This window comes from Variovorax sp. YR750 (assembly GCF_900109805.1).
Taxonomy (GTDB): domain Bacteria; phylum Pseudomonadota; class Gammaproteobacteria; order Burkholderiales; family Burkholderiaceae_C; genus Variovorax; species Variovorax gossypii.
In genome coordinates this window covers 113,713-132,164 of record NZ_FOBJ01000006.1, presented here as the reverse complement: position 1 = coordinate 132,164, position 18,452 = coordinate 113,713, and the positions used below count along the sequence as shown (strand labels likewise).

16 protein-coding genes are annotated in these 18,452 nt (G+C 69.5%); 2 read left to right on the top strand and 14 right to left on the bottom strand.

Features of this window, described 5'->3' with window-relative positions; translation table 11 throughout:
- Positions 1-237: 237 nt before the first annotated feature.
- Positions 238-2,022 carry a YadA family autotransporter adhesin gene (locus BMY35_RS14345; RefSeq protein ID WP_093199941.1) on the top strand — a complete coding sequence of 595 codons (1,785 nt, stop codon included), beginning with the start codon at positions 238-240 and terminating at the stop codon, positions 2,020-2,022.
- A gap of 46 nt (positions 2,023-2,068) precedes the next feature.
- Here BMY35_RS14345 and BMY35_RS14340 read toward each other — a convergent pair whose 3' ends face one another.
- The 7 genes from BMY35_RS14340 to BMY35_RS14310 form a co-directional block, all read right to left on the bottom strand.
- Positions 2,069-2,371 (bottom strand): I78 family peptidase inhibitor, encoded by a 303-nt coding sequence (locus tag BMY35_RS14340; RefSeq protein ID WP_256228418.1) that lies wholly within the window; start codon positions 2,369-2,371, stop codon positions 2,069-2,071.
- Positions 2,372-2,435: 64 nt separating this feature from the next.
- Complete coding sequence (locus BMY35_RS14335; RefSeq protein ID WP_177213642.1) at positions 2,436-4,304, bottom strand: sensor histidine kinase; 1,869 nt, start codon at positions 4,302-4,304, stop codon at positions 2,436-2,438.
- Positions 4,305-4,335: 31 nt separating this feature from the next.
- Positions 4,336-6,051 (bottom strand): DUF4419 domain-containing protein, encoded by a 1,716-nt coding sequence (locus BMY35_RS38295; protein ID WP_177213641.1) that lies wholly within the window; start codon positions 6,049-6,051, stop codon positions 4,336-4,338.
- Between the two features lie 52 nt (positions 6,052-6,103).
- Positions 6,104-7,456, bottom strand: a complete 1,353-nt coding sequence (locus BMY35_RS14325; RefSeq protein ID WP_256228417.1) for an adenylosuccinate synthetase — start codon at positions 7,454-7,456, stop codon at positions 6,104-6,106.
- 19 nt (positions 7,457-7,475) lie between these two features.
- Positions 7,476-8,456 (bottom strand): hypothetical protein, encoded by a 981-nt coding sequence (locus tag BMY35_RS14320; RefSeq protein WP_093199933.1) that lies wholly within the window; start codon positions 8,454-8,456, stop codon positions 7,476-7,478.
- A 41-nt stretch (positions 8,457-8,497) separates the two neighbouring features.
- A complete protein-coding gene (locus tag BMY35_RS14315; protein WP_093199931.1) occupies positions 8,498-9,493 on the bottom strand; it encodes a serine/threonine-protein kinase in 996 nt (331 codons plus the stop codon).
- 10 nt (positions 9,494-9,503) lie between these two features.
- Entirely contained in the window at positions 9,504-10,817 is a 1,314-nt protein-coding gene (locus BMY35_RS14310) for a hemolysin family protein (protein ID WP_093199928.1), read from the bottom strand.
- 23 nt (positions 10,818-10,840) lie between these two features.
- Here BMY35_RS14310 and BMY35_RS14305 point away from each other — a divergent pair, with 23 nt between their 5' ends.
- Positions 10,841-11,686: a symmetrical bis(5'-nucleosyl)-tetraphosphatase gene (locus tag BMY35_RS14305; RefSeq protein ID WP_093199927.1), complete on the top strand. Its 846-nt coding sequence runs from the start codon at positions 10,841-10,843 to the stop codon at positions 11,684-11,686.
- Positions 11,687-11,713: 27 nt separating this feature from the next.
- On the opposite strand, the gene BMY35_RS14300 is transcribed toward BMY35_RS14305, so the two are convergent.
- The 7 genes from BMY35_RS14300 to BMY35_RS14270 all read right to left on the bottom strand — a co-directional run bounded on the left by BMY35_RS14300 (position 11,714) and on the right by BMY35_RS14270 (position 18,424).
- Positions 11,714-12,427 (bottom strand): GNAT family N-acetyltransferase, encoded by a 714-nt coding sequence (locus BMY35_RS14300; RefSeq protein WP_093199924.1) that lies wholly within the window; start codon positions 12,425-12,427, stop codon positions 11,714-11,716.
- A 115-nt stretch (positions 12,428-12,542) separates the two neighbouring features.
- The gene (locus BMY35_RS14295) at positions 12,543-13,460 is read right to left on the bottom strand and encodes a helix-turn-helix transcriptional regulator (RefSeq protein ID WP_256228416.1); all 918 of its coding nucleotides are present in this window, start codon (positions 13,458-13,460) and stop codon (positions 12,543-12,545) included.
- A 101-nt stretch (positions 13,461-13,561) separates the two neighbouring features.
- Entirely contained in the window at positions 13,562-14,251 is a 690-nt protein-coding gene (locus BMY35_RS14290) for a fumarylacetoacetate hydrolase family protein (RefSeq protein WP_093199922.1), read from the bottom strand.
- An 85-nt stretch (positions 14,252-14,336) separates the two neighbouring features.
- Positions 14,337-15,290, bottom strand: a complete 954-nt coding sequence (locus tag BMY35_RS14285) for an ABC transporter substrate-binding protein (protein WP_093200429.1) — start codon at positions 15,288-15,290, stop codon at positions 14,337-14,339.
- Between the two features lie 17 nt (positions 15,291-15,307).
- On the bottom strand, positions 15,308-16,309 hold the full coding sequence (locus BMY35_RS14280) for an ABC transporter substrate-binding protein (protein WP_093199919.1): 1,002 nt from the start codon (positions 16,307-16,309) through the stop codon (positions 15,308-15,310).
- A 16-nt stretch (positions 16,310-16,325) separates the two neighbouring features.
- A complete protein-coding gene (locus BMY35_RS14275; RefSeq protein ID WP_093199917.1) occupies positions 16,326-17,153 on the bottom strand; it encodes a class II aldolase/adducin family protein in 828 nt (275 codons plus the stop codon).
- 149 nt (positions 17,154-17,302) lie between these two features.
- The gene (locus BMY35_RS14270) at positions 17,303-18,424 is read right to left on the bottom strand and encodes an LLM class flavin-dependent oxidoreductase (RefSeq protein WP_093199914.1); all 1,122 of its coding nucleotides are present in this window, start codon (positions 18,422-18,424) and stop codon (positions 17,303-17,305) included.
- Positions 18,425-18,452 lie beyond the last annotated feature (28 nt).

Below are 18,452 nucleotides of genomic sequence, written 5' to 3'. Positions count from 1 at the left end.
CTGAACCTTGGAAGCGGGAGGCGCCGAGTCTGCGTCGAATGAATACTTTTTGCCTCCCATGAATTGGTCACGCGTTCCGCTGGCGCGCACCGGCGGAACGAGCGCCGCGCCTATGCCGGCGGGCCCGATTTACTTGTTTTCGGGTATGGATGCACTGGAAACGAAACGACACACTCGCCCGCGTCCGGCGCGTTCGCCGCTGCCTTGTCGTTCTCGTTCTTCATCACAGGAAACACCATGTTCACTCAGGCCGATGCCAGCGGCGCCCCCATCGAAGCCACCGGAGGCCGCCAGCGGCTGCGGCGCGCGCTCCGGTACTGGCCCGCCATCGCCCTGCTCGCCGCGGGCGGCGCCTTCGCCGACGGCTTCGTCGGAGGAACGGCCGGGAGCACGGGCGTGGCGGACTCCGGCGGAACGGGCGGAGCCGGCGGCGCCGCGCCGACCGTCACGGCGGACGGCGGAACCGCGGTGGGTGCCGGCGGCAGCGGCGGCACCTCCAACTCCGGCGCGACCGGCGGCGTGGGCGGCGCGGGCGCCAGCGCCACCGCAGGCGGCGCGACCGCCATCGGCGGCGGCGGTACCGGCGGCTACGGAACGGCCGGCGGCACCGGCGGGACCGGCGGCACCGGAGCCAGCGCCTCGGCCAGCGGCGCCATCGCCGTCGGCGCCGGAGGCACGGGCGGCAACGGCTGCTGCGGCTTCACCGGCCAGACCGGCGGCAGCGGCGCGCAGGCATCGGGCGTTTCGGCGATCGCCATCGGCAGCGCCTCGGGCACCACCCAGGGCGCGGTGGCAGCGGGCGATGGCAGCACGGCGATCGGCGGCGCCTACAACGGATCCGCCGGCGCATCGGCGCTGGCCGCCAGCAGCGTGGCCATCGGCTCGGGCAGCCAGGTCGCGAGCGGAGCGACCAACAGCGTCGCCATCGGCGCCAACTCGGTCGCCACCACGGCGAACACGGTTTCCTTCGGCTCGGCGGGCCAGACGCGCACCCTCGTCAACGTGAGCGCGGGCACGGTGAGCGCCACCAGCACCGACGCCGTCAACGGCAGCCAGCTCTACACCGTGCAGCAGACCTCCAACACGGCCCTGGGCCTCGCGCAGAACTCGGCGCAGTACGGCGCGGGCGGCACCACGCTGCAGCTCAACGCCAACGGCGGCACCGGCACCACCATCAACAACGTGGCCGCCGGCCAGGCGAGCACCGACGCAGCCAACGTCGGCCAGGTGCAGCAGGCGCAGCAGACGGCCATCACCACCGCGAACAACTTCACCGTGCAGCAGGTCAATGCGCTGCAGTCGCTGATGAACCAGGCCCTGTCGAGCGGCGTATGCGCCGTGAGCGCGAGCGGCTCCGTGGCCTGCGGCACGGGCGCCGGCGCCAGCGGCGCGGGCAGCACCTCGATGGGCACCAATGCGCAGGCCAACGGCGAGAACACCGTGGCCATCGGCAACGGCGCGCAGGCCGACCACGCGGGCTCGGTCGCCATCGGCGCGGGCGCGAAGGCGCTGGCCGACCCCACCACGGCGGTGGGCAACAACGCCGTGGCCACCGGCAACAACGCCGTCGCGCTGGGCGCCAACACGCTGGCGAGCGGCAGCAACTCGGTGGCGCTGGGCCAGGGCTCCGTGGCAGATCGCGACAACACCGTGTCGGTGGGCAATGCAGCCACCAACCAGTTGCGCGGCATCACGAATGTCGCGCCCGGCGTGCTGCCCACCGACGCCGTCAACCTCGGCCAGCTGCAGCAGGCCGTGGCCAACGCGACGAGCCAGGCGAACGCTTTCGCCGCGCAAGGCGTCGCGGCCGCGCTGGCCATGCCGTCGATGCCGACGCTGCCGGCAGGCAGGAAATGGATGGGCGCCGCCGTCGGCAGCTACGCGGGCGCGTCGGGAGTGGGTGTCGCCTTCGGCTACCAGGTCAACGACAACCTGAACCTGGGCGTGGGGCTTTCGACCGCGACCAGCAGCGGGAGCGGCAGCCGGGTGGCGGCTCGGGTGCAGGCGGGGTATGCGTGGTGAGAGAGGGACACCGCGAAACGCCAGCTTGGAGCCCCGCCGCCCCTGCCTACCCACAGTAGGCGCGAACGATCTTGCCCGTCTTCGGATCCGTCTCGATCGTCACGCGCTCGCGCCGGTAGTCCATCGTCACGGGCTGTCCGGGCTGGACCTGGCGGACGATGGAGGCGCCGGTCATCTGCCGCGCTTCGGCGTCGCTGACGCCGTTCTTGCCCGCCAGGGCGGCGGCAGCGTCAGGCCGGCAGGCCCCGGCCGGGGCGTCGTCCTTCGCCTTCGGTGTCCCGCAGGCGGTCATCGACAGGACTGTCAGCGCCAGGGCTGCGCCCGGAATCAGTTTCGAATCGAGCTTCAAGGCAGGTCCTTTCCTGGAAATACGAGGAGTCCTTGCGGCATTCCAACCTGACCGGGCTGATCGGTCAACCCGTCGCCCGCGACTCCTTCTCGCCGTCATGAATGATCTGGTGCAGGGTCCGCAGCAGCACTTCGGGCTGGACAGGCTTGAACATCACCACCAGGCCGCTGGCATAGGCGGCGCGCACGCGCTCCGGATCGGTGTCTCCGGTGACCAGGATCGTGGGCACGCGGCGCCCGGCCAGCTTGCGCAGCTCCGCCGTCGCCTGGATGCCGTCCTGCGGGTCGGCCAGCCGGAAATCGATGATGAAGGCGTCGAAGCCTTCCGGCGTCGCCCGCACCTTCGCGCCGGCATCGGCCAGCCGGGACGTGATCTCGATGCGTTCGCAATAAGGCGCCAGCCACATGCGCACCGCCTCGCCCACCGGCTGTTCGTCGTCGAGCAGTAGCACGCGCGGCGGCACCAGCGGCGATTCGTTCGCTTCGGCACTGGCGGGCGCGGGTGTCGTCGCGGGCGCGAGGACCAGGCCCGCGGGCGCCGGCGGCCGGCGCGGCAGGTCGACCCAGAACACGCTGCCGCGGCCGCGCCGCGAGCGCACGCCGATCTCGCCGCCGAGCAGGTCGACCAGGCGCTTGACGATGGCCAGCCCGATGCCCAGCCCGCGCGCCACGTCGCGCTGCGGGTTGTCGACCTGGTAGAACTCGTCGAACACATGGGGCAGGTGCTCGGGCGCGATGCCCAGGCCGGTGTCCCACACGGCCAGGCGCAGGCGGTCGCCGCGCGGCCTCGCGCTCACGAGGATGCCGCCGCGTCGCGTGTACTTGAGGGCGTTGTCGACGAAGTTGGTCAGCACGCGCAGCAGCAGGTCGGCATCGGTCTGCAGCCATTCGGGCGCGGTGTGGAAGCGCAGCGACAGCCCCGCCTCCTGGGCCCTCGGCTCGAAGAGCTGCGCCAGCCGCAGGAACAGCGGGTCCACCGCGATCTCCACGGGCTGGGGCACCACGGTGCCCGCGTCGATCTTGGAGATGTCGAGCATCGCGTTGAGCAGGCCGCTCACGGCGTCGGTCGCCTGCACCACGCGGCCCGCCACCGGCGCCAGCGGGTGGTCCGCGAGGTCGCGCTCCAGCGAGCGCGAGAACAGCGCGAGCGCATGCACCGGCTGGCGCAGGTCGTGGCTGGCCGAGGCGAAGAAGCGGCTGCGCTCGCGGTTGAGCCGCTGCAGCTCGAAGGACTGGCGCATCAGCTGCTCGCTCAGCAGCTCCTTGTCGATCTGGTCGGAGAGGCTTCGCCGGATGAGCTGGTGCTGCGACAGCGCGTAGCGCGCCATCGAGCCGCCGAACAGCAGGCCGACCACGCAGGCGAACCAGCCGTCCGTGCCGCCCATCCACGCGAAGCGCGTCACCACGCCCAGCGTGAGCAGGATGGTGACCACCGGGACCATCGCGCGCCAGGTGGCGATCACCGGCACCGAGCCCATCAGCACGGCGAACATGCCCAGCAGCAGGATCAGGATGCGCATGGGCGATTCGGTGCCCGGCGGCATGAGCGCCCATGGCGCCAGCGTCCACATCGACATGTAGGCGCCCAGCGGCAGCATGAAGCGCCATGCGCCGTCGGGCTGGCGCAGGGTGAATTCCGGCTCGGGATACAGGCGTGCGTTCCAGCGCATGAACACCAGCCGCAGGCCGAGCAGCGTGCAGATCACGATGCCCCACGCCAGTGCGCCGAGGCCGCGGGTCATCCAGAAGAACACGCCCGCCATCGCGATGGCCGCTGCAAGCGCCGTCAGCACGGTAGGCGGGCCCATCACGAACATGCGGCGCAGGAGGCGCTGGCGAACGAGCTGGGCGTGGGAGTCGGCGGGGCCGGGCACGGCTTCCGCGCCTGCGACCGCGTCGTTCGACGCGGAGGAAGTTGGGCCCTGCGCACGCATGGGCGGCAGTGTAAGGGAGGCTGCGTCGTCGTCAGGCTTTTGGAATCTGGGCCTCGATCTCCCTGATGACTGCCTCCTTCTCGCGGTTGTAGACCTGCGGATCGGCAGGGTCCACGGCATGGGCCCGGTCCTTGGCCTCCTCGTACCTGCGGCGCAGGTCGGGCCGGCGCTCGAGGATGTCGATGAACGCGAGCGAATCCTTGTGCACCGGATCGCCGCGATGGCAGATGTGGATGTTGACGTTGAAGCGCCGCCCGCCATGCAGCACGGAGCCGCAGACATAGGGCTTCTCGTCCTTGTCCACCCACACCGGCCTGCGATGGAAGCCGGCCTGCTCGAAGACCTTCTGCTCCTCGCGCAGGTTCTCGCGCGCGGTGATGGCCGTGATGTCGACCATGGGCTTGCCACGCAGCCCGACCACCGCCGTGCTGCCGATGTGCACGAGCTCGACGCCTTCGATGCACCCTCGCGCGTACTCCTGCACGAGCGAGAAGACTTCGGCATAGGCGGGGTCGTACGGCACGATGTGCCGGTGCTGGAGCCCTTCGTCGAATGGGTCGATCGTCATCAAGCGTTTTTCGGAATCGCTCTGCGCTTGTTCGGCAATCCATTTCCCGGTAATTTCATCGAGCATCGATGCAGGCTCACGATGTGATGCCGTAGCCCTCTCGCCTTCCGCCGGCTCATGAACCACTGCCCACCCGAAGCTCGTGGACAGTGCACCGGTTTCCTCATCTTGCTCGACGCCGAACATCCCCGCCACGAATCGCAATTGATGCTTCAGGCCGGTCAGTTCGTCGATGCAGCGCAGAGGGGCACTGGCCAATGCTTGCGGTATGGCCCCGATGCCCGGGCCTTCGGGTGGAATGTCGTAGCGCAGCCATCCGGTGCGCGCATTGGCGGCGTCGAAATGCGCCTTCCAACTGCCCAAATACTTGTTGGGCCCGAGCGCATTCGTTCTCCAATCGACTGTCAGATAGGGGAACAGGGTGACGATCCAGCCGGTCAGTTCGGAAGGGCCCGAGCCGCTCTGGTAGCGGAAGAAGGAGCGCCAGAAGTCAATATCGACTTCGCCCGTGGCAGCACGGTGGATCTTGTCCAGAACGGCGCACAACGTCTCGCCCCATTCCTCAAGCCCGTAGGCGGCGAGCCGCCTGACGCGTGGAATCATCGAGCCCCAATCTTCCGGGGTGCCGATTAGCTTGATCTCGGGGATACCGCAGCCGCAACGCACCTCGTAGTCGAAATAGCCCTCAAAGGTCTCCATCAGGCAGACGTCGAATGCAGCCGCCTCCACGAGCGTGGTGGTCGAAAAACGGGCACTGACAACATCCTTCAGCTCACCTACGTATTTTCCGATCTGCACAGAGAACGCATCGAAAACCTCGGGCCATGGGTTCGGTTGGCCCAGAACGAAGTCGGGTCTTGCGACGACAAGTGCTTTCTTCCCCTCGTGTGCAACGAATCGTGACCGGAGCATTTCGGTGTTCTGTCCCACATGCGTGGCGAAACCCTGGGCAATGCAAAACCAGACGTCGTCTGGCCGAATGACCAACGGGTGGTGATCGTAGAAGGCGTCATGTGCCGCTTTCACGAACGCGTGCTGCGTATCGCACGAGACCAGCCGGGTCGCCGCACAGTGCCAGTCTTCGACCCTCTTGGTCAACAGGCTACGGATGCACTCCCGCGCATCGAGCGCCTCGTAAGGCTTGCCATGGGCCACATCAGAAACCGCAAATGTCTTCAATTCTTGCTCCCCGTTGATCCACCATTTTTCTCTACCGGAATGGCCTGCACGTTCAAGGCAGATGCTTGCGCGCACGCACGGCTTCGCGCGTCGGCCCGAATGCGCCGAAGCGCACGGGCAGGCCGCCGAGCGCCTCGGCATGCTCCACCCATGCGTGCGGCGTGGCGATGAGGTGCGGCTCATAGATCGGCTCGGCGCCCTGCAGCAGCTGCGTCAAGGCCTGCTGGTGATCGAGGTCCCGCACGCCGCCGAGCGGCAGCGACGAGAGGCGACCCTCGTCGACGGTGCGATACCCCGCGCACCACCGCAATTGCGCTCGCCCGATGGCATCGAGGTGGCTCACTACCAGCCCGTCGAGCGCCCCGACCGCGTCGAGCGCATACCGCAGCAGCACCGCGTCGGGATGCCCCCTGCGGAACACGCCCTGCCAGCCGTCTTCCGCGTTGTGCGGCTCGGCGAGCCGGGCATCGAGCGTGCGATCGTGCGTGGGCAACGGGCCGGGGCCGTGGCGCGTGAGATAGCTGCGCAGCACGCCGAGGTGCTGCACGGGGGCGTCGATGCCCGCGTCATGCAGTACGGTCTCGACCGCCGCGGCCGAGATCGTGCTCCAGGTGGTGTGCGGATGGAAGCCGCGCCACTCGTCGAGCAGCACGCCCTGCGCGCCCTCGAAGACAACAGCGCCGGGGCGCGCGAGGCGCTCGGCGATGCGGTCCGCGCTCGCGGGCGGCGACTGCGCGAGGCAAGGCGCCACGGCGTCGAGCCAGCGACGGGCGAGCGTGTTGTCGCGGAGCATGGCGAGTTCCTGTGCCGCATCGGCATGCGAGGGGACCGCGAGCGAGGCGAACTCGCCCAACAAGGCGTTGCGCAGTGCCTCGATCTTCTCGAGCGCTGACGCGGGCCGGGTCAGGTCGCCGTAGAGCAAAGCCTCGCCGGGCGAGGCCAACGCATGCCGCACGGTTTCGCCAACCCCCACGCCGCAGCTGCCGTGCGCGCCCTCCTCCCCGCGCGCCCACTCGCGCAGGCGGCCGGCCGCCTGGTGGAACGGCGTGGTCACGCGGCAGCGCGCGTCGACCAGCAGGCGCGAGAACGCATCGGCCACGCCCGCGCGCCGCAATGCCTCTTCCTCGACGCGCAGCGCGGTGGGGTGCACCACCACCGGGCTCGCGAGCACCGTGCCCACACCCGCATGGAAACTGCCGGCGCCGAATTGCGAGAAGGTGTGGTGCCGCCCGTCGGCCAGCACCACGTTGTGCCCGGCCTGGGCACCGCCGTTGAAGCGCACCACCGTGTGGGCCTGCAGCTCGCCGCACAGGTGGTCGGTGAAGAGCCCCTTGCCGCAGTCGCCGAAGCCGAGGCCCAGCAGCGAGACGTAGCGCGTGGGCGTTGCCGGGTCGGTGGCGGTCACGCGGCAGCCGTCGATGCCGTCAACCGAAGAGCCGCTTCCACCACGACGAGCGCGGCCCGGAGGCCGCGGCGGCCACGGCCGGAGGCGCACGGCGCGATGCCGACGGATCGAGCAGCGCCGCATAGCCGTCGAGCGCGTGCAGCACGCCGCCGACGCGCTCCTTTTCCATGCCGGTGGCACTCATCACGCCGGCCAGCGCCTCGAGGCTGGGCACGGCCTTCTCGGTGAGGGCGACGATGCCGGCGGCCACGGCGCAGGCGTCGTCGGGCGAGTCCATGCAGATGACGTGATCGCCCAGCAGCTCGCGCCAGCGCGGCTCGCAGCGGCGGCGGCGCTGCGCGTCGGGAATCAGGAAGAACAGGTTCGTGGTCTCGGCCGCGGCGGCGATGACTTCCTCGATGGGAATGTCCTCGTCGAGCTTCTCGCCGACGAGGCCTTCGATCTGGTGGCGCGAGACGGCCGGGTACGGCAGCTCGTCGCCGGTGACGAACAGGTAGCCGCGCTTCCTGCGCTTGACCCAGCAGTCCATGTCGGTGTGCTGCGCCATGACGTAGAAGGCCAGCTCGTAGCTCTCCTCGCCGGTGCCGCCGCCACCGCCTTCGAGGTAGCTCCAGGTGAGCCACTGGTCCATGAGGTTGGCGGTCGATTCGAACTGGCCGACCTGCAGGGGCGCGTGGTCGGAGTTGGCGTCGCCGATGGCCATGAACATGAGCTGCGGGTCCGCCACGCCGCAGTCGGTCAGCAGCTTCATGAAGGTGGGCAGCTCACGGCGCGCCAGGGTCTGCGGGATGTCGCCCATGGAGCCGGTCACGTCGAGCGCGAAGACGATGCCCAGCGAATTCGGGTGGTCGGCGTTGTCGCGCGACTCGCGCACCTTCAGCCCGTGCGGATTCATCAGCGGGTGGGTGGAGTGCTGCGTGAAGACCTCCGCGCCGGACCGGCTGGCGCGGTCGGCGATGAGTGCCGTGTGGGCGGCGTGCGAGTAGTTTCCGTAGCCCATGGGTTCTGCTCCTCTGTGACTGTCGTGCGTGTTGCGTTGATTCAGGCACCGGCGCGCGGTGCGGGCGCCGGATCGAAATGGACGAACCTCGGTGCGCCGAAGGCTTCGCGCGACGCGGCAGAAAGAGCCTGCTCGATGCCCTGCGCGCCGAGGCGCCGGCAGGCGGCGGCGTCTTCGCTGCACTCGCGCAGCAAGGCGGCGAGCGGCGCGGGTATATGGGCACCGAGGCCGGGCTCGCCCGCCGCGCCGCCATGCAGCACGGCGCGCACGGTCCATGCGGCCTGCATGAGATCGCGCGCCGCGGCGGCATCGTGAGCCGCGCCGGTGGCGTGCTGCGCGCGCGACCAGCCGATGAGCAGCACGCCATGGTCGCGCGGATGCACGAGCGCATGGGGCGGGGAAAGATCGCGATGCGTCCAGCCCGCGCCGTGCACGAAGGCCAGCACTTCGAGCATGCGGCGCCAGATCCAGACCGCATGACGCGGATCGATGCCTTGCAGGTTGGCCTGCTGCACGTCCTGCAGGCTGCCCCAGAAGCCGGTCGGGTGGCGCAGCACCAGTGCCTGCCGGGAGCCATCGCCGAGGGCGCTCGCCAGCCCCGCGGCCACGCCCGTGCCCAGCGGCTGCGGCAGGCGGCGGGTGAAGTAGGCCGAGCCGGGCACGGAAAGGTCCTGCAGGGCCTGCAGCACGGCGCCTTCGCGCTGCAGCACGCCGTCGACGGAGCTGTCGCGCGCGAGCTTGAAGGTGACGCGTTCGGGCAGCGCGCCCAGGCGTTCTGCCAGCAGCACTTCGCCGTGCTCCCCCGTGGCCAGCGGCGCCAGCACGCGGTAGCGCGCGCCGCGCCACACGAGCACCCGGCCGCCGGGCACGTCCGCATTGGCCCTGCGCAGCGCGGCGCGGAAGCTCTCGCGCTCGACGATCTCCTCGCCGCGCACCACGGCGGTGCCGCAGTAGCTGCAGTTCACCGTGCGCCAGCGGGCGGCGCGCGGCAGCGGCGCGGAGCATTGGGGACAGCTCAGGGCCTGCAGCGACAGCATGGCCCGCGCCCTACTCTTCCTTCGGCGGCGCCGTCGGGTCGGGCGAGGCCAGCACGCGGTCGATGCGGCGGCCCTCCAGCGCGACGATCTCGAAGCACCAGCCGGCGCAGTCGATGTGCTCGCCCACCTCCGGCAGGTGGCCCGACACGGCCATCAGCAGGCCGGCCACGGTGTTGTAGAGGCCGCGCTCCTCGTCGGGCAGCTCGCGGATGCCCAGGCGCGCGCGCAGTTCCGACACGGGCATGAGCCCGTCGAGCTCCCACAGCCCGTCGGGCCGCTGGTGGGCCCAGGCATCGGTCTGCATGCCGGGCTGCAGCTCGCCGGTGATGGCCTCGAGCAGGTCGCGCGGGGTCATGAGGCCCTGCACCACGCCGTATTCGTCGACCACGAACACGAGGCGGCCGGCACGGGCGCGGAACTGCTCCAGCAGTTCCATGCCGGTGAGGGTCTCGGGCACGAACACCGCGGGCGTGGCCTCCTGGCCCAGCACGCCGGAATGCGCGGGGCCCAGGCGCAGCAGATGCGCCACGCTGATCACGCCGACCACGTCGTCGAGTGAATTGCGGCACACCGGGTACCAAGAGTGCACTAGGTTGAGCGCACCCGCGTCGGCCACCTTCTGCAGCGCCTGCTGCACGGTGAAGGAGGCGTCGAGCCATTCGATGTCGGCGCGCGGGATCATCAGCGACGACAGCCGCCGGTCGTCGAGATGGAACACGTTGCGCACCATCTGGTGCTCGTGCTGCTCGATGACGCCGGCGTCCACGCCTTCCTCGAGGCTGGCGGAGATTTCCTCCTCGGTCACCGAGCGGGCCGCGTTGGCGTCGATGCGAAGCACCTTCAGCGTGGTGGCCGTGGCGCCCGCCAGCAGCCACACGAAGGGCTTGGCCGCCTTGGCCAGTCCGCGCATGGGGCGCGACACCCAGCGTGCCACCGGCTCGGGGTACAGCTGGCCGATGCGCTTGGGCACCAGCTCGCCGAAGATGATCGTGAAGAAAGTGATGCAGCTCACCACCACGGCCGTGGAAGCGATGCTCGCGGTGCCGCGGCCCATGCCGACGCTTTCCATCCAGACCGCGAGCGGCTCGGCGAAGGCCGCCTCGCCCACGATGCCGCTGAGCATGCCGATGGAGGTGATGCCGATCTGCACCGTCGAGAGGAACTGCGTGGGCGCCTCCATCAGCTTCAGCGCGGCCACCGCGCCGGTGTCCCCCGTTTCGGCCAAGGCCGCGAGACGAGCACGCCGGCTGGTGGAAAGGGCCATTTCGGACATTGCGAACAACGCGTTGAGCGTGGTCAGCAAGGCCAGGAGGAAGACATCCATGAACTGCGGGAGAGAATGGGGGAATGGCACTTTACTTGATTGGCGACCTGCAGGGCTGCGACGCCCCCCTCGAGCGCCTGCTGCAGAAGATCGATTTCTCCCCCAGCCGCGACACCATCGTGCTGCTGGGCGACCTGGTGAACCGGGGCCCCGACTCGCTCGCCGTACTGCGCCGCATACGGGGCTACGGCGCCTCCGCCCTAAGCCTGCTGGGCAACCACGACCTGCACCTGCTGGGCGTGGCCCACGGCGCGCGCAAGCCCGGGCGCAAGGACACGCTGGGCGAGCTCCTGGCCGCACCCGACGCCGAGGAGCTGCTCGAATGGCTGCGCAACCAGCACATGGCGCTGCACATGCGCATAGGCAGCGGCGACCTGCTGATGGTGCACGCGGGCGTACTGCCGCAATGGACGGTGGGCGAGACGCTGGTGCTGGCCTCCGAGGTCGAATCGGTGCTGCGCGGGCCGGCGCTGGGCGAATTCATGATGTCGATGTACGGCAACGAGCCGGCCCAGTGGCAGGACACGCTCACGGGCAACGCCCGGCTGCGCGCCATCGTCAACGCACTCACGCGGCTGCGCTTCTGCACGGCCGGCGGCGTGATGGACTTCGAGGTCACGGACAGCGCCTCCAACGCGCCCGAGGGCTACATGCCCTGGTTCGACGTGCCCGGGCGCAAGACGGCGAATGCGACGCTCGCCTTCGGCCACTGGTCGACGCTGGGCTGGCTCTCGCGGCCCGACCTGCTTTCCACCGACACCGGCTGCGTGTGGGGCGGCTGCCTGAGCGCGGTGCGCATCGGCGCGACGCTGGACGAGCGCGAGCTGATCCAGGTCGAGTGCGAGCAGGCCCAGAAGCCGGGCAAGTAGAGCCGGCCCGTTCCGGCCGCCGCCGCGTCAGGAAGGCAGCCGGAACTTGTCGAGCGACATGCGCTGGCCGCCCTTCTCGTCGAAGTTGCCGGGCGCCAGCCAGCGCTCGAAGGCCGTGCGCAGCGCCGGCCACTCGCCGTCGATGATCGAGAACCACGCCGTGTCGCGCGTGCGGCCCTTGTAGATCACGGCCTGGCGAAAGAGCCCCTCGTACCTGAAGCCCAGCCGCAGGGCCGCGCGCTTGGAGGGCTCGTTGAAGTCGTCGCACTTCCACTCATGGCGGCGGTAGCCCAGTTCGTCGAACACCAGCTTCATCAGCAGGTACTGCGCCTCGGTGGACATCGGCGTGTTCTTGAGCAGCGGCGAGAAATTGACGGTGCCGACCTCGATGACCCCGTTGGCAGGGTCGATGCGCATCAGCGCCAGCGAGCCGACGGCGCGGCCGCTTTTCCTGTCGACGACGGCGAAATGCATCGGATCGACGCTCTTCGCGATGCGCTCCACATAGGCCCGGGTGCCGTCGAGGTCGGCGGGCCGCTCGACGCCCAGGTAGGTCCAGTCGCGCCCGTCAGGGGCCTGCGCGTACGCGGCGTGCAGGTCGTCGGCGTGTCTGAAGGCATCGATCGGTTCGAGCCGGCAGAAGCGGCCTTCGAGGGTGCGGCGCGGCGGCAGGGAGCGCGGGGTCCATTCGGGCAGGTCGGGGCCGATGGATTGGCCGAACTCGTTGTGGCGGACTGGCATGAGCGGGGACTCTTTCGGAAGGAAGCAGGAAACGGAAAACGCTAACGTACCCGCTTCGTGGCGCCACGGAAAGTGCCACCGCGGCCCGATCTCATGGGGCCACGGCGCCTCTCAGCTAGCCCCGCGACCCCACCACGTGGTCGCGCCTGAAGTTGCGCGGCGTGGTTCCCACCACCTGCCTGAAGCGCCGGTTGAAGTAGGCCTCGTCGGTGAAGCCGCACTGGTGCGCGATCTCCCGCACCAGCAGCGAGGTGGAAGACAGCAGCTCCTTCGCGCGCTCGATGCGCCGCTCGGTCACAAGGTCGGTAAAGGTGCGGTCGGTTTCCTTGCGCAGCAGGTTGGCCAGGTAGTTGGGCGAGAGGAAGGCGGCGGCTGCCGCGTCGGTGAGCGAGAGCGGCTTGTCGAGGTTGTCGCGCACGTAGCGCACCACGCGCTGCAGCGCATCGTGCTGCGAGGTCTTGCCGTCGTGCTGGAGCGAAAGCCGCATCAGCGCCTGCTCCTGCCGCATGCAGGCCAGCCCGATGATCTGCTGCAGGATGCCGCGCATGGCCGTCTTGGCGCCGAAGCTGCGGCTGGCGTTCAGCGCATGCAGCTCGTCGAGCCAGCCGCGGATGCGCCCGAAGTCGGCCTCGTCGAAGGCGAAGTCGACGTATTCCTGGAAGAGAAAAGGCGCGAGCTCGGGATGGCGCGCGAGCGACACGTCCTCGAGGTCGAGCGCGTCGACGTCGAGCTCGGGCCACAGGAAGCGCTGGTCGAAGTTGACGATGCAGTACAGCGCGTCGGGCGGATGCGGGATCACGTGCACCCGGTACGGCAGCACGAAGCTCAGGTGGCGCGGTCCGAAGGGGCGCACCTCGCCGCCGATGGACTGCTGCGAGCTGCCCTCGATGCCGACCTGGATCTGGAAATACGCATGCCGGTGCGGCAGCGTGAGCTCGTTGCGCGCACCCTGGAAGCGGATGTCGAAGTCGAGATGGTCGGCACGCTCGTGCATGCCGTAGGTTCGGACCGACGTGGGTGTGGAGGGGCGCATCGGGGCAGGCGTCTTCGTCTTTCGCCTGCGAGGGTACGCCAACTTGCGGGCCGGCGAACCGGCCACGCCCAGCAGATCCGATGCGCGCGCGGTCTTCAGTGTCAGACGACCGCGACCTCGAACACGCCCACGCCCGCCACGCTGCCGCGCATGCGGTCGCCGCGCTGCACGGCCGCCACGCCGGCCGGGGTGCCCGTGAAGATCAGGTCGCCGGGCTGCAGCGTGAACAGGGTCGAAAGGTAGGCGATGGTGTCGGGCACGTTCCAGATCATGTCGGCGAGGTCGCCGACCTGGCGTTGCGCGCCGTTCACATCGAGGCGGATTTCGCCCTTCGCCGGGTGGCCGGCCTTGGCCACCGGCACCAGCTCGCCGCAGGGCGCCGAGCCGTCGAAGGCCTTGCCGGTGTCCCAGGGGCGGCCCATCTTCTTGGCTTCGGCCTGCAGGTCGCGGCGGGTCATGTCGAGGCCGACGGCATAGCCGTACACGTGGCCGAGCGCGTCCGCCGCGGCGATGTTCGATCCGCCGGTCTTGAGCGCGACGACCAGCTCGATCTCGTGGTGCACGTCGCTCGACAGCGTCGGGTAGGCGAACTCGCCGCCGTCGGCCACGATGGCCGAGGCCGGCTTCATGAAGAAGAACGGCGGCTCGCGATCGGGGTTGTGGCCCATCTCGCGGGCGTGCTCGGAGTAGTTGCGGCCCACGCAGAAGATGCGGTTGACCGGGAAGCGGGCCTGCTCGCCCTGGATGGGCAGCGAATGAACGGGTGCGAGGGAAATGGCGTAGGAAGTCATGCGACGACTCTAGCCAGCGCAGCCCCGCGCCCCGGGGACGCATCTACGCGAGTCTTGGACTCAGCTACGGTCCTGCGCTCCTCGTTCAGCCGGCCACGCCGAAGCCGGTGTCGAAGGTGCCCTTGACGTCCAGCGGCTGCTTGATGAGCCCCACCTGGCGGTAGAAATCCGCCGTGCCCTGCTGGTCGGCAATGACCTGCGCATCGATGGCCACCCACTTCTGCTGGCGGCGCTCGAACTGCAGCTTCGCCGCCTCGGGCGGAATGCCGATGATGCGCGCCAGCGCGGCCGAATAGGCATCGACGTTGCGGTACGACCAGAGCTGCGCCTTCACCACGCGCTGCAGGAAGTCCTGCAGCACCGGCCGCTTGGCCGCAATGGCGCTGTCGGTGGCCGCGAGATAGCTCAGCCCCGGCAGCAGCCCGCGCCCGCTGACGAGCACGCGCGCATGGTTGCTGACCTCGGCCAGCGCGGTGTAGGGCTCCCAGGTGGCCCAGGCATCGACCGAGCCCTGCGTGAGCGCGAGCTTGGCGTCCGCCGGCGCCAGGAAGCGCAGGTTCACGTCCTCGGGCTTGAGGCCGGCCGAGGTGATGGCCTTGAGCGTGACGTAGTGGCCGATGGAGCCGCGGTTGGTCGCGACGCTCTTTCCCTTGAGGTCGGCGGCGGTCTTCAGCGGCGAATCGGGGCGCACCAGCACCGCCGTGCCGTAGGAGTCGGAGCGGTTCGCGCCGATGGCCTTCACGCGCGTGCCTGCCGCCAGGGCAAAGATCAGTGGCGCGTCGCCGATCGGCCCCGAGTCGACCGCGGCGGCATTGAGCGCCTCGGCCAGCGGCGCGGCGGCCGGGAACTCCGACCACTGGATGTCGTAGTTGAGCCCCTCCAGCCCGCCGGCCGCCTCGAGCAGCGCGCGCAGCCCGCCCTTCTGGTCGCCGGCCTTGAGCACCGGGCGGTCCTGCGCGGAAACCGCGCCGGGCAATGCGATGGCGGCGGCAACGGCCGTGCCTTGAACGAGAAACTGACGACGGGAACTGTGGTTCATGCGGATGCGGCTGCTGTTCATGCCAGGGGATCGAAGGAAACGTGCTCGGCGAAGCGGGCCGGGTCGGTGGTCTTCTTGAGCACGCCCACGCCACGGAAGTCGCGCGCGTAGAACTCGACCTCGTCGCGCAGGTTGCGGCCCACCGGGTGGTGCTTGTGCGTGAGCGTGCCCAGCAGAGCGCGCAGGTCTTCCACCGCGACCTTGGGCGAGTACTTGGCGAAGAGCTTGGCCGACTCGTTCGGGTTCTCGGCCACGTAGTCCGAAGCCTGCACGATGGAGCGCACCAGCGAGGCGACGGTCGCCTTGTCCTTGCGCACGAGCTCGCCGCGCGCGCCGACGATGCAGCAGACCTTGTCCTTGTATTCGCCCGAGAGGTTGCTCGCCACCTCGACGTAGGCACCCTGGTTGCGCTTCTCGATCAGGTAGATGTTGGGGTCGCCGTCGGCAATGGCCTGGATCTCGCCCTTCTTCACCGCGATGTCGAGCAGGTCGGCCGGGTACTGGCGCCAGACGACGTCCTTCTCGGCGTCGATGCCGTTCTTCGCGAGCAGGATCGAGAAGAAGTTCTTGCCCGGGCTCGCGATGTCCGACACGCCGATGGTCTTGCCCTTCAGGCTCGCGAGATCGGTGATGCCCGCGCTCTTCGCGCCCACCAGCCGCACGCAGCCGCCGTGCGAGCTGCCGACGATCTTCACGTCGAAGCCCGATTCGAGCGGCTTGAGCCAGCGGTGGATCATGCCCACGGCCGCGTCGGCCTTGGCGGTGGCGAGCGACTCCAGCAGCTGGTCGGTGGAGCCGGTGTAGTTGATGAGATCGACCTGCAGGCCGTTGCGCTCGAAGTAGCCGCGCTCCTGCGCCACCACCACGGGCGAAAGGCAGAAGGCCGAGGCGTTCCAGGCGAAGGTGAGCTTGCGGGATTGCTGCGAGAAGGCCTGCGAGGCGATCAGGCCGCCGGAGGCGACCACGGCGGCGGCGCCGCCGGCGCGCAGCACGCCGCGGCGGGAGAGAGTGGGGTTCATCGTCGTGGGACTCGGGTCAGAGAAGCAGTTCGGGTTCAGCCTCGACCAGGCCTTCATAGAGGCTGTCGAAAGAGTGGATGGCGCCTTCGGGCCCGCCGATCTGGCTGTGCGTGTGGCGCGCGGTGGCCTCGTCGATAGGCTGGGGCTTGCCCGCGGCCTCGGCCAGCAGCTGCGTGTGGCAGGCGTTGTCGAGCGCGATGTACCACCACGCGGCGGCCTCCACCGTGGGGCCGGCTGTCAGGATGCCGTGGTTCTTGAGGATGGCGCCCTTCTTGTCGCCCAGCGCGTGGGCGATGCGGTCGCCTTCGCTGGTGTCGACCACCATGCCGGTGAAGTCGTCGAACAGCGCCACGTCGTCGTGGAACACGCAGCTGTCCTGCGTGAGCGTGTCGAGCTTGCGGCCGAGCGTGGACCACGCCTTGCCGTAGGTCGAGTGCGTGTGGGCGGCGGCGATGATCTTCGGGTTGTGCTCGTGGATGGCCGCGTGGATCGCGAAGGCCGCCTTGTTCAGCGGCCTGTCGCCGATGACGGTCTCGCCCTTCGAGTTGACGAGCAGCAGGTCGGACACCTTGATGCGCGAGAAATGGATGCCCAGCGGGTTGACCCAGAAGTGGTCGGTGAGCTCCGGGTCGCGCGCAGTGATGTGGCCGGCCAGCCCCTGCGCGAAGCCGAAGCGCGCGAAGAGGCGGAAGGCACCTGCCAGGCGTTCCTGCCGGTGGCGGCGCTCGGCCTGCACGGTGGTGCGCGGCGGAACGGGGTCGAACCAGTACTTCTGCTGCGGGTTCGGGTTGAGCTTCAGCGGCTGCTGGGCCGCGTTGCGGTCGATGGAGAGAACTGCGCTCATTGGTTTTCCTGGGTGTTCTGTTTTTGCTCCTTCCCCCTCTGGGGGAAGGTCGGGATGGGGGCGTGACGGCTTCAACGCCGTGACGCTGTCCGAGGCCGCTTGCCCCCACCCCTGCCCTCCCCCAGAGGGGGAGGGAGTAACTCATCGGGTCAGGCGGCTTTGCGGACGGAAGCTGCGCGCTGCGCCACCAGTTCGCGCGTGCGCGGGATCAGCTCGCGCCCGTAGTCCAGTGCGTCTTCCAGCGGGTCGAAGCCGCGGATCAGGAAGGTGGTCACGCCCAGGTCGTAGTAGTCGAGCAGCGCATCGGCCACCTGCTCGGGCGTGCCGACCAGCGCGGTGCTGTTGGAGCGCCCGCCGATCTCCTGCGCGACCGCCGTCCACAGGCGTTTGTCGAGCCGCGAGCCCTTTTCTGCAGCGGCCAGCAGGCGCTTGGCGCCTTCGCTCTGCTGCGGGCCACCACGGTTGTAGCCCTGCACCACGCGCAGTCGCTTGGTCTCGGCGAGGATGTTCTCGGCGCGCGCCCATGCGGCCTCCTCGGTCTCGGCCAGGATCGGGCGGAACGACACCGAGAAGCGCACGCTGCGCCCGTGCTTCGCTGCTTCCGCGCGCACGCGGGTCGTCAGCTCGCGCGCCTGGTCGAGCGACTCGCCCCACAGCGCGTAGACGTCGGCGTACTTGCCCGCCACCGGAATGGCGGCCTCGGATGCGCCGCCGAAATACACCGGCACGTGCGGCTTGCCGTTGCGCGTCTGCACCGGTCTCACTTCGGAAAAAGCGTTCTGAAAGCGGTAGTGCGCGCCTTCGTGGTCGAAGGGCTTCTCCGCCGTCCACACCTTGTGCAGCACCTCGAGGTACTCGTCGGTGCGGGCGTAGCGCTGGTCGTGGTCGAGCCAGTCGCCGTCGCGGCGTTGTTCCTCGTCGGAGCCGCCCGAGATGTAGTGCACGCCGAGCCGGCCGCCGCTGAACTGGTCGAGCGAGGCGAACTGCCGCGCGGCCAGCGTGGGTGCGACGAAGCCGGGGCGGTGCGCGAGCATGAAGTGGATGCGCTCGGTGACCGAGGCCGCATAGGCCACGGTGAGCGTGGCGTCGGGGCTGGTCGAGTGGTGCGGCACCAGCACGCGGTCGAAGCCGGCGGTCTCGTGGGCCTGCGCGAAGGCGCGCACGTAATCGCGGTCGAGCGAGGGGCCCTTGGCCGCGTGGATCTCCGAGACCTTCTGGCCCTGGATCATTCCGATGAATTCGACGACGCCGTCTTGCTGTGGCTGGCTCATGGTGCTGTCCTTGTTTGAATTTGCATGG